Below are 11,752 nucleotides of genomic sequence, written 5' to 3'. Positions count from 1 at the left end.
ACGGATACCGAACCCGCGCCTGGAAGAGCGAACTCGCCGCCTTGGCCGCCGAGACGGGCCTGGAGATCACGGTCTGCCACATGCCGCCGGGCACCTCGAAGTGGAACAAGATCGAGCACCGGCTGTTCTCACACATCTCCATGAACTGGCGCGGCAGGCCCCTGAACAGCCACGATGTCATCGTCAACAGCATCAAGGCAACCACCACCAGCACCGGGCTGACAGTCCACGCGGAACTCGACCCGGGCACCTACGACACCGGCATCAAGGTCACCGACACGGACATCGACGCCCTGCCCATGCGCCGGCACCGCTTCCACGGCGACTGGAACTACACCCTCTACCCACAACACCGCGACACGGCCGGCACGGCCGACGATCCGCGGCCAGCCGAGGGACTCCCCTTGCATTCTCGCGCTGGCAGTCTGCGCAATCCGGAACTGACCGGCATGACGGAGCAGGCACTGGACGCACTCGTCACCCAGCTGTCCCAGAACGTCGATGAGCTACGTGAGCACGGGCGGTCGCAGCAGCGAGGAGGAGACCGTGTCCGGGCTCGCGGAGCCGGCGCCAAGGACAAGCTGACCACCACCAACAGAGTCCTGGCCACCGTGCTCTACCTGCGTAAACTCGGCACCCGAGACCTGATCGCCCAGCTCTTCGGCGTCAACGGCAGCACCATCACCAGGGCCGTTCAGCAAGTCCAGCCCCTCCTTGCCGCGCACGGCCACACCATCCCACCCTCGACCGCCAGGTTCCGCACACCCGCCGACGTCACCGCCTTCCTCACCAACAGCCCCACGGAGATCAAGTCAGCATGTTGATTCTCTGCGAGCCCTTAGGCGGGTACCGACCGGTTCGACAGATAGCTTCTTGGGTATCTGGAGAGGAGTAAGACGCTGGACGGCGGCCGCCGCGCCCTAGCTCGGATGTGAAACCTCAACCTCAGCATCGCTTTCTATTCGATTACGCCAGCGGCATGCACGAGGCCGGGCCCCCGGCATCACAAGGTTTCGACAGGCCTCTTTGTGAGTGGCATTCCCACGGCGGCGAGGAAGATCACGGTGCCGCAACTTACCAACCTGCGAGGTGCGTCCATGCTAGACAATTTTCGTCTCGAGAATGATGGGCTTGGTGAAATCCCCGTGCCGCAGCATGTCTACTACGGCGCCCACACCGAACGAGCTCGTAAGCTCTTCTCTGTTTCTGGGCGCACCCTGGCACAGTATCCGGCTTACCTGACTGCGCTGGCGCGCGTCAAGAAAGCGGCAGCACTGGCGAACGCTGACGCGCACGTCATTCCGGTCAGGATCGCTGCGGTTATCTCGCAAGCTGCGGACGAAATCATTGCCGGATCGATCGGGTCCGAACATTTTCCGATCGATATTCTAGCGGGCGGCGGAGGGGTCTCATTCAATAGGAACCTAAACGAGGTCCTAGCAGCCAGGGGTAGTGAGATCCTTACTGGCCATCGAGCGAGTGGCGAGGTAAGCCCTGGTGGCCATGTAAATGCTAGCCAGTCAACTGGCGACGTACTTTTCACCGCTCTTCACCTGGCATTGCACAGCGACCTGACAGATCTCCTACTCGTGTTGCGGCACTTGCAGGAAGTGCTTGAGGCTAAAGTGGCCTCGCTGGATAATGTGGTGAAAGCTTCGCGGACCTGCCTGCAGGACGCGACTCCTATTACTTTCGGGCAGGAATTCAGCGCTTACCTGGCATCCACCAACAGAGGGGTATTCCGTCTAGAGCGGGCCATCGAGGCATGTCTGGACGTCACGCTGGGGTCCACAGCCATCGGAACAGGCGTGGGCGCCGGAGCGCGATATCAGGCGGCCGTCCTGCCCAGATTGGCGGAGGTCACGGGACTAGAGTTGAGGCGGCATCCTAACCCTTTCGATGACTACACGAACGCAGATGTCTTCCTGACTGCGTCTGCGCAACTAAGGACACTGGCAGGGAATCTTTCAAAATTCTGCCGAGACCTACGACTCATGGCCAGTGGACCTAGGGCCGGCTTCATGGAGATCAGATTACCTGAAGTCCAGGTAGGCTCTTCCTTTTTTCCCGGAAAAATTAATCCCACACTGCCCGAGTTCATGATGCAGATCTCCTATCAGGTAGTAGGTAACGACAGCATCGTCGCCGCAGGAATCGAAGGAAGCGAGTTCAACTTCAACGTTTGGATCGCAGTAATCGCCAAGAATCTTTTTGAATCATGCCAACTCCTCACACGCACCCTTCCCGGATTCACCGATGATTGCGTGGCGGGCATTCAAGTCGATATTGAACGAAATTGGATGCATGCAGAGCATAGCCTGGGTGCAGCTTCCGTCGTCGGTGCAGCCTTGGGGTATGAAACGGGAGAAATGGTGGCCCGCTACGCTATTGAACATCATCTTTCAGTGCGAGAATCAGCCATTGTTCTTGGGCTTCTGAGCGCGGCCGAGGCAGCTGAGCTGCTAGATCCGATAGTACTCACCGACAGGAACCGAAGTGGCCAGGCCCTGGACCGGTTTACTGAAGGCCGACGCCCTTAAGGCCGTGTCCTACGTGGTAAGGCGGACGAGTCGCTTGTAGCAGCAGAGGGCGGCTGCGAGCCCGAGAAATGCCAGGTAGTTGCGGGGATGACGCTCGTAACGGGGGCTGAGTCTGCGGTAGCCCGAAAGCCAGGACATGGAGCCTTCTCCAACCTGCCTCGGCAGATTGCCAGTTGGCCTGATAATACGGTGAAGCCCGCGGTAGACGGGTTTTCGACCAAGAGAACCGTGTCCACCAGAGGCTTCGCATGCTTGTCTACCCGTCCGGCGTTGACGTGTCCAGCTCTACCCTTCGCTTTCTGGCCGCCCGTCTGCGGCAGCATCGCCGTGATCTCGGTACCCGGTGACGGCGCCTGAGCGTAGGCCAGCAGGCCCAGCTCACCCTCGCCCACCTCCGCAACGGACATCCGTATGCCCAGCTTGCGGCTGGTTTCGGGGTCGGTACGACAACCGCGTACCGGTACGCGGAGGCGGTTGAGGTCCTGTCGGCCCTGGCGCCGACGTTGGCCGAGGCGATCAGGGCGTCGTCGATGAAGGCGTTCGTTCTGCTGGACGGAACGCTGCTGCCGATCGACAGGATCGCCGCCGACCGACCCTTCTACTCCGGCAAACACAAGAGACGCGGGATGAACGTGCAGGTCATCGCGGACCCCTTCGGCCAGTTGCTATGGGCTTCACCAGCCCTTCCCGGGTCGGTACACGATGTCCGCGCAGCCCGCGAGCACGGCATCGGCACCGCCCTCGAACAAGCCGGGATTCCCTGCTGGGCCGACAAGGCATACCAGGGCACCCAAGACACGGTCCGTGTTCCATACCGCGGCCGCTGGGACACGCTTTCCACAGGCCAGCAGGCCGCCAACCGATCCCACGCACGAATCCGGGCCTTCGTCGAGCAGGCCGTCGCCACCCTCAAAGCCTGGCGTCTCCTGCGCAAGCTCCGCTGCTCAACCACCCGCATCACCAGCCTCGTCCAAGCCATCCTCACGCTGCATCTGGCCAGCTCAGACTGAGGTTGGAAAAGGCTCAGTGCTGTGGCAAGAACCACTCACTGCGAGTCCCCCGGCCCCGCAGAGGCAGGTCGGGAGGCCTCTAGGAGTTCCCTACACACATGCACCAATAGTTCCGGTAGGCCTCCCGGGCCCTATACAATGCGGCCTGGACTGATCGTCGGTACCGCTTCCCGGAGACCCTCTCCGAGTCTGCTCGCACGGGCTACCGGCTACGCATTGCAGAGCATGCCCGGCCCCCGCATGGCTCTTGCCAATGGCTCGCACTGTCATGCAACTTTCTGCCTTCTCCGTAGCGCTTCGCCCGAAGATTTCCATGAAGCTACTTGGGGGACTCCGTGCGCGTCATGGCGCCAGAAAGGTGTTCGCCATGGCCGCTATGTGCCGGTTCGCCGGCTGCGGTCAGTGTCCGACTGGATGTATCTTGACCCACTCTGATCATGCCTCGAGTACCCGTCCCCCCCGAGCCCGGCAGGCTGACCCGCGAACCGCGCGACAGAAAACGGCTTCCCAACTGTCCACCGCATCTCAGGACCCTCACCTGTCCCAGCACGATGGCCCCGGCCTTCCGGTCATCGGTTCCCCCGGGTGGGCATACGAGGCAACGGCGACCGGTGGGGCGCTGTGGAAAGAGCGTCGAGGCAAAAGGGCCGGCTGGGACCAGATTCTGGATTGGGCTCCCTACACCTCTGAACGACTGGTGGTACTGGGTGACGGCGGCAAGACTTCGGGGCGCTACTACACGATCACGGTCGGCTCCGACACTCTGACAAAGAACCTCGCCGACCTGTACAGTCCGGATGGATGGAACGACTTCAGCGACGACGCGGGAGCTGCCTCCCGGAGCATTCGCGAAGTGCTCATCAACGTCATCACCGACCAGGGTAAACGCCTCCCGCGGACCTTCGTCGTCACTCACACCGGCTGGCACCGGCTGCCTGCCATCGGCCTGACTTATGTCTATGCCGATGGCAGGACCTATCCGCCCAGCCGCCCAGCACGGCTCATCGGCGCACCAGAGGAGCTGCGCACGGCGGCCGCGCCCCTGTCCCGCTCCGCGCCGCTCAGAGAGTGTGCGCGCGCGGTGAGGAGTATTGCCCAGCACGGCTGGGCTCCTTTGATGGGTTTGGCCGTGGGGGCCCGTTCTCTCGGGTACTCGTTCCGGCCTGTCACTGCGGCATTCATTTTTGACGCGGCTCCGAACTCCGGGAAGACTTCGGCTGCCAACGCCGGTCGCAGCTTGGTTCTGACTCCCCGGCCCAGGCTGTGGCCGCCGGTTCCCACGAAGGGGATGAGCAGCACTGTCACTGATATCGAGTGCGCCATCGACTTCGAAGGTGACATGCCTACCTTGCTGGACGATATCCCGCTTACCTACACGTCTCCTGCGGCAGAGGTCCGCGACATAAACAAAAAGCTGGAGTTCGTAATCCGCGCCGCCGGCAACGCGACCGAGATCAAGGGACGCCGCAACCGGGACCTGACAGCGCAGCCGGGGAACCGTATCCGGTCGATCCCCGTGATCGCGGCACAGATGCTGCCGACGAACATGCAGGAGTCTTTGTACCGCCGTGCAGTGGTCGCGTATCTCACCCGCGACGGAGGCCAGGTGGACTGGCGCTGGTACAAGGAGGGTGGCGGTGAGCGTCTCGCCATGCCGCTGCGCACGCTGGGCGACCTCATCATCGCTCACCTGCACGAGCAGGATGACGCGGCTGCTTACCTGCAGGAACTCGAGACGCTCGCGTATGAGCAGTTCGCGCCGTGGGCGGCCGCGCATGACCTGGGCGCGGTCAGTTCCATGGACGGAGTCGTGACCGCGGCCTGCGGCATGCTCTCCGGCCTGGGGCTCGTGGCCGCGGTCACCGGACTGGACTCTGTCGAGCTCGTCGACACCGTGGGTCCGCACCTGGCCGCCTCCCTGGCCCGGCAGGCGACACGCCTGTGTGAACAACACGCCTCTCAGGACTCGGTGGACGTCGCGGTGGGAGAAGTGCTTCGTGCTGCGCTCATCAACCGCAAGGCCCACATCCGTGACAGCAAAGGAGTCGTCTCTCCTGCGGTCCCAGGGGTCGCGGTGCAGGAACAGGGAGTGAAGAGTAGTCACGCCGGGGATTCTTGGACCGGCAACGGGCCTGCCCTGCACTGGTTCCCCGAGCGCGGGCCCGCCCTGGGTATCTCCAGTGGCGGGCTGAACGTGCTCTTGAAGGCCAGCAATGACCCCCGGGTGAGCGGGTTCGGCGACCGGGCGCTGCCCGATGCTCTCCTGCGGGCCGGCGTGACCGTGCGCAACACCGCGCAGAGGGACCGCAGCACCTCGCACCGTGTCCGGGTCGGCCTGGACAACTTGCGGCTGCTTCTGATCAGGGCCGACATCCTGTGGGACTTGTGAAGGGCAGCTGTGGTGGCATCGGCGCGCATGCGACAGCCGGGGCGGCACCGGCTCGGGTCCGGGCGCGGTGCACCGCGCCCGGGCGTCGCTGAAGCAGCGGCGGGGTCTGTTCTGGATGGCGGCGTGCACAGCGCGAGGCTGGTGCACGGTTGTGATGTGTGGTGCGAAGGGAGGTGCTGCTGGCAGGCAGCCTGGTCGCCTTGTAGGATCCTTCTAGCGTCACAGGCCAGTCTCGTAGAGTTATCGCACGATCCGACAAGGCGCCATACGTATAGTGAGTTGATAGATGGACAGCCCGGGTACAGCGTGGTTCCAGGCGGGCTCCTGTGGTCAGTGACAAGATGACCGCGGTGCTGCGCCGCTTCGACGAACTCTGGGGTCCGCAGATCGTCGGTGCCTGCGCGGATGCGCTGGAGGCGGATGGGCTGGCGATCTCCTTGTCGGTAGCTGAGGCCCCGTACGCCGAGCCGCTATGGTGGACTCCGGGTGTGGCCGCGCGCTTTGAAGACTTGCAGTACACCTTGGGTGAGGGCCCTGGTCCTGAGGCGCTGCGGGCCGGGCAGCATGTCCTGGAACCTGATCTGGCCGGCGTGCTGCCGAGTCGCTGGCCGGCCCTGACTCCCGCCGCGTACAAAGCCGGTGTGCGCGGTGCGTGCAGTTACTACCTCGGTACCAGCGCAGTACGGGTGGGTGTGATGACGGTCGTGACGTGCCGCCAGCATGTCTTCTCGCTTCAGCACTACCTAGATGCCCTGGCGCTGGTGGACAGGATCATAACGGGCCTCTCACGCGCCGCTCCCCAGGAGATGGGGCTCGACACTCCGGACGAAGACGATACGGATCTCTTGTGGGGTCCGGATGCTGACTGGCCGGTCGTGCACCAGGCAACTGGCATGGTGAGCGCCCAACTTGGACTCTCCCTCGTCGATGCCCTGGCGAGGCTGCGTGCGTACGCTTACGCCAATGACGTTCTTCTGATCGAAGTCGCGCAGGGGGTGGTGGCCAGGCGTATTCATATTCCCGGTGACGAAGGGAATGGTCGGGATTGGGCCGACGAAGGGGAGGATGATCGACTTGACCCGTGAGACCCGCGTCGTGGACCTGTTCTTCGACCTCGCAGAAACGCTCGTGGACGACTACGACGTCAACTACTTTCTACAGAAACTCTCCGCCCACTGCGTGGAGTGCCTGGACATCGATGCCGCCGGGGTGATGCTGATCGCGCCGAGCGGTAACCTGCGCATCATCGCGGCTTCTGATGAGTCCATCGACCTGGTGGACCTGTTCACGCTCCAGGCTCATCAAGGGCCGTACCCCGCGATGGGCCGTGCCGCGCAGCCCCGCCTCAATGTCGACCTGACCGACGTCGCAGCGAAGACGATGTGTCCGTCCTTCATCGCTCGCGCGCGGGCGCACGGCTACACGCGCGTCCATGTTCTGCCCATGCGCGTGCGCAGCAGTAGCGTGGGAGTGCTCAGCCTCCTGCAGGCCGGCTCGCACGACATCGCCCCTACCGCGGTTTCCCTCGCGCAGGCCATAGCGGACGTCGCTACCCTCGGGGTCCTGCGACAGCACAGACTCGAGCAGGGGCTGCTCGACAGTTTGCAGATGCAGGCGACGCTCGCCAGCCGCGCCACTATTGAGCAAGTGAAGGGAATTCTTGCTCAGCGCTGGGACTGCAGCATCGACGACGCGTTCGCCTTCTTCCGCCGGTACTCACTCGACTCCGGCGTGGAGCAGGCGGAGTTGGCCGCGCGGATCATCAATGGCGCGCAGGACACTGACGTGATTCCCCGATAGGTTTTCGCCTTCCATCCGAGCATCTGGCCGTGAACCCCGCAGTGATCAGGCCGGGAGTCGCGAGGTTTGGGAAGATACGGTCTGCTCTGCTGGCCGAAGTGCGACGTCTGCGCTCCGGTGGCACCGAGGTTCGGGAGCAGTCGAGCTCGTTCAGGTGTACGGAGGTGGCTCACGCTCGCCCGCGTCGGTACGGGCTGGGGCGGGGATACGGGGTCCCAGCTGCGCCTGGGCTGCCGTGTCGGCCCTACGCGGCTCATGGCCGGTTCAGCTTCGGTTGCCGCTTGGTGGTCCTGATTTGCAGCGCATTCCCCTTAACCAGGTCCGCCCTGCAGGGATGAGCGGGCGCTGATGGGAATCGGTGGAGGATGCAAGGCTCGAACTCATCCATCGAGGGGTGCTTGAGCTCGATCCAGATGGAAACGGCGGCGGCATATCCGGCCGCGGCCGTCCAGTGAGTGGCGCATACGGTGGAGCCTCATCGAGCATGATGCTGCCGGAGCCGGTCAGCGCCTCGGCCTGGACCACGGCGCTACCAGTGATCAGCGGTCCGCCGCTGCCATGTGCCCGGTGCCGGTAGAGCGCGCCAAGGCGAGGTGCAGGGAGCTGGCCGCCACTGGCCCTGGCCTCCTCCATGACCGCCTTGGCGGTCCGGCTGCCCAGGACCGTGCCGGAGCTCAGGTGGTGGGGTTCGAGCATCTTGCTGGTCATCGGAATCTCTCCCCCCTCCGTATCATGTGTGCAGCGCTTACATTAAGCCCAGGATGTGAGCGGGGTAAACATTGGGGAGCGTGTCCCATGTCACTGGCGAACGACCCGTATCACCACGGCGATCTGCGCGCCGCCTGCCTGCGTTCCGCGCGAAAGCTGCTCGAGGAGGACGGCAGCGCCGCCCTGTCCCTGCGGGCGGTGGCACGACGAGCAGGGGTCTCGGCAACCGCGCCATACCGCCACTTCGCCGACCGCGACGCGCTCGTCTCCGCCGTTGCGGCACAGGGCTACGGCGAACTCGCCGCCCACCTGACGGCGGCGCACCCCTCGCCCCGCACTCCAGAGGACCTCGTTGAGCTCGCCGTCGCCTACGTCCGCTTCGCCCTTGAGCGCCCAGCGATATTCCGGGTGATGTTCGCCGAGCCCTGCGACCCGGCCAGCGAGGAACGCGCCGCAGCCTCCGCCGCCACCTGGGCGTACGTTCACGATGTCGTCCGCGGCGTGTTCCCCGGCTCTGACGCGCAGACGCTGTCCACGGCCTTGTGGGCCATAGTCCACGGCCTGGCGTTCCTTCACCTCGACGGCAAGCTCGACACCTCGACACCCGCGACAACGGCGAAGCAGGTCCGCGCCACCGTACGCGCGCTGCTCAGCACCAACGTGCCGTCAGCCACGTCACCCAACGCCACCGCGCGCTGAACCGGCGGGCCCGCCGCCTGACGCGGGTCCGGATCACGAGAGTGGGGCACCGGAGGATGTACTTTCGCCACCATGACGTACGCTGACCGCCATGTCGACCCATGCCAAGCGTGAACGGCTGTTGCTCGCCGAACTGTTGGAGGCCGCAGGCCCCGAGGCGCCGACTCTGTGCGAAGGGTGGAGAACCCGCGATCTCGCCGCCCACATCGTCGTGCGCGAACGCCGCCCCGACGCTGCGGGCGGCATCTTCGTCAAGCAGCTCGCCGGGAGGATCGACCGAGTAATGCGGGAGTACACGGACAAGCCCTACGAAGAGCTCATCCGGCTCATCCGAACGGGGCCGCCGCGGTTCTCGCCTTGGTCCATGAGGCAGATCGACGAGCTGGTCAATACGGTCGAGTTCTACGTACACGTCGAGGATGTGCGCCGAGCCCAAGTGGACTGGTCGCCGCGCCCGCTCGACCAGGTCTTCTCCGACGTACTGTGGTCCCGCGTCGAGCGGGGCGCGAGGGTGGCCGGCCGGAAATCTCCGGTCGGCCTCGTTCTACGCCGCCCCGACGGCCGTACCGTGGTCGCCCGCAAGGGGACACCCGCCGTGACCGTGACCGGCGAGCCCGGGGAGCTGATGATGTTCCTGCTCGGCCGTCAGGACTCGGCGACGGTCGAGGTCGATGGGGACAAGGAAGCAGCCGCGCGCCTGCAGGGGAGCAAGCAGCTGGGACTCTGAGTCTCCGCTGCGAGAGACGCCGCAGGTCAGTGACCATGCAGCGCCGCTTCGCCGCAGCACGCGGTGTTGGGCAACCCCAAGCGGCTGAAGCTGGAAAGGCCGGTGGCTATGAGGCGGCTGTAGCGAGATTCATTTTCAGTACCTCCCCTCTCGCCCCAACTCGGATCGTGGCCTCATCCATGCCTCCCGATCGGGCCGCTCGCCACGTGGTACGTCGGAAGCGTGACCCCGCGCCCTGCGGAGCCCAGCGGCCGATCCGGAGCACCCTGGATGCCGATCGAACCGATCCTCACCGACTGGCGGCCCGGCGATGCCTCTACAGCCTGAACCTCAGCCGTCCGCCCGAACATAACCAGCAGCAGCGCACTCGGCACCGTGATCCTGCGACGCTACCTGCTCCGGGATCCACGGGGAATACGGCTCCTTCGACAATGGGCACCACGACGGACTCTTCGAGGAGTGCACCGGGCTGTTGCAGTGTGTGCCAGCAAGGTCGAAGCCCGCAACGCAGAACCATCGGCTTGCGCGGCGGACTCCCACCCACCAAAACTCCTCCCGGGAAGCGGATCATCGGTATCGACTGAAGATGCCGAAGCGCCTATGTCTCGTTGGATGTGGTTACTGTGAGGTGGCGGTGAACGACGAGCTGCGGGAACGCCTGGAGGCCACCTGTGGTTGCGCGCGGGACCTGCTGGCCGAGCAAGGGGCACTGGCGGAGCTGGGCCGTCGGCTGGTGACGCGTCGAGCCTGTCTCTCACGCGCATCGCGCACCGAGCCGGGGGCAGCGGTTCTGGGGGCACAACGACGAGGGTGCGGCTCACGGCGTGAAACGGCCGCCATATCGCGGTCGTGCTCGACAACTTCTCCCCCCACCTGACGACGTAGAGAGATACCCGCGTCGGCGACTGGGCCGCGGCGCACAACGTCGAGTTCGCCTACACACCGACCAACAGCTCCTGGCTCAACCGCATCGAGGCCCAGTTCGCCGCCCTGCGCTACTTCACCCTCGACGGCACCGACCACACCAGCCACAAACAGCAGAGCAGCATGATCCGCCGATACATCAGCTGGCGAAACCGTCACGCCGACGACCGACGCCTACGCACTGTCGTCGACAGGGCAAACGTCGCCTGATGTGGCACTGGTTCGTCCTGGCGGCGTCGCCGAGTAGCGAGCCTCCATCGCTGCCGCGGTGCGGCAGTTCCGGCCGTCCTTCATCAGCTGCCCATACCTGGACGTCGGCGCGTGGCCGCGTCTCACTACAGCGCATTCCGAGCTGCTCCAAGCCGCGGAGGACAACTCACCTCCCGTATACGGTCGCTGCGCTCGCCCGTGTCACCCATTTCTCGTCCGGGGTGTGCTGCTGAAACGTGCGGCCCGGTCGCGTTGCTCCAGTGCACGCGCAGCCGCCCCTGGCCGCAGTCAGCGGCGCCACAATGCCGGCGCCCGCACCTGCCTGGACGAAGGTCCCGCCACTGGCCGACCAACTGTGCGCCCATGTCGCAGAGTTCCGGAGCGTGCGTGCGCTGGTGCCGGACGCCGGCCCCACTCCATCGGGTGAACCGCGCTTCCCGTCCCAGGACCTGGCGAGCCTCAGCTTGACGTGCAACTGCATTGCGTTCAGGGCCTGCTGGTTGCAACGGACTGGCTTCCGGTCCGACAGAGGCCGGAAGCGGGTGGTGTGGGGGGATCCGGACTCTGCGGAATCGTTCATGCTGCAACAGAGCCCGGCCCTCGGTGGCCGCTGTCGCCCTACCTCTATGCCGCCCATTTCCAAGGATGAACCGTGAAGAACTATCTCGTCGTCACCTCCGCGCTCTGCGGTGCGCTTCTGGCTTCGCCCGTGCCCGCCCAGGCGGCGGGGCCGACCGCCGGTCCC

At 64.9% G+C, this 11,752-nt stretch carries 7 protein-coding genes and 3 pseudogenes; 9 read left to right on the top strand and 1 reads right to left on the bottom strand.

Translation table 11 applies throughout. The features are described 5' to 3' along the window. Together ABT160_RS45060 and ABT160_RS45055 are read left to right on the top strand one after the other, a co-directional pair. Positions 1-824 (top strand): ISAzo13-like element transposase-related protein (locus tag ABT160_RS45060; protein ID WP_351655700.1); only part of this gene is annotated, 824 nt, incomplete at its 5' end. 240 nt (positions 825-1,064) lie between these two features. After that, complete coding sequence (locus ABT160_RS45055; protein WP_351655697.1) at positions 1,065-2,540, top strand: lyase family protein; 1,476 nt, start codon at positions 1,065-1,067, stop codon at positions 2,538-2,540. Positions 2,541-2,549: 9 nt separating this feature from the next. Here ABT160_RS45055 and ABT160_RS45050 read toward each other — a convergent pair. Further along, positions 2,550-2,699 (bottom strand): annotated as a pseudogene (locus ABT160_RS45050) (IS5/IS1182 family transposase); the annotation flags it as partial. Between the two features lie 89 nt (positions 2,700-2,788). On the opposite strand from ABT160_RS45050, the pseudogene ABT160_RS45045 reads away from it, so the two are divergent. The 7 genes and pseudogenes from ABT160_RS45045 to ABT160_RS45015 form a co-directional block, all read left to right on the top strand. Further along, positions 2,789-3,550 (top strand): annotated as a pseudogene (locus ABT160_RS45045) (transposase family protein). A gap of 697 nt (positions 3,551-4,247) precedes the next feature. After that, on the top strand, positions 4,248-5,939 hold the full coding sequence (locus tag ABT160_RS45040) for a hypothetical protein (protein ID WP_351655694.1): 1,692 nt from the start codon (positions 4,248-4,250) through the stop codon (positions 5,937-5,939). 341 nt (positions 5,940-6,280) lie between these two features. After that, positions 6,281-7,024 (top strand): ANTAR domain-containing protein, encoded by a 744-nt coding sequence (locus tag ABT160_RS45035; protein WP_351655692.1) that lies wholly within the window; start codon positions 6,281-6,283, stop codon positions 7,022-7,024. Next, a complete protein-coding gene (locus ABT160_RS45030) occupies positions 7,005-7,739 on the top strand; it encodes an ANTAR domain-containing protein (protein WP_351655689.1) in 735 nt (244 codons plus the stop codon). Before ABT160_RS45035 ends, ABT160_RS45030 begins: the two co-directional genes overlap by 20 nt. A 795-nt stretch (positions 7,740-8,534) precedes the next feature. Further along, a complete protein-coding gene (locus ABT160_RS45025) occupies positions 8,535-9,146 on the top strand; it encodes a TetR/AcrR family transcriptional regulator (RefSeq protein ID WP_351655686.1) in 612 nt (203 codons plus the stop codon). Positions 9,147-9,237: 91 nt separating this feature from the next. Then, positions 9,238-9,873 (top strand): TIGR03085 family metal-binding protein, encoded by a 636-nt coding sequence (locus tag ABT160_RS45020; RefSeq protein WP_351655683.1) that lies wholly within the window; start codon positions 9,238-9,240, stop codon positions 9,871-9,873. Positions 9,874-10,713: 840 nt separating this feature from the next. After that, positions 10,714-11,007: pseudogene (locus ABT160_RS45015) on the top strand (transposase); the annotation flags it as partial. Positions 11,008-11,752 lie beyond the last annotated feature (745 nt).

The sequence above is a fragment of the Streptomyces sp. NPDC001941 genome, assembly GCF_040296945.1.
Classification (GTDB): Bacteria; Actinomycetota; Actinomycetes; order Streptomycetales; family Streptomycetaceae; genus Streptomyces.
The sequence above is the reverse complement of the archived record's forward strand: the minus strand, read 5'-3'. Positions and strand labels throughout refer to the sequence as shown.

Coding starts and splice junctions, on each gene's coding strand:
- ABT160_RS45035 (WP_351655692.1), top strand. CDS start 6,281: ATGACCGCGGTGCTGCGCCGCTTCGACGAACTCTGGGGTCCGCAGATC.
- ABT160_RS45030 (WP_351655689.1), top strand. CDS start 7,005: ATGATCGACTTGACCCGTGAGACCCGCGTCGTGGACCTGTTCTTCGAC.
- ABT160_RS45025 (WP_351655686.1), top strand. CDS start 8,535: ATGTCACTGGCGAACGACCCGTATCACCACGGCGATCTGCGCGCCGCC.
- ABT160_RS45020 (WP_351655683.1), top strand. CDS start 9,238: ATGTCGACCCATGCCAAGCGTGAACGGCTGTTGCTCGCCGAACTGTTG.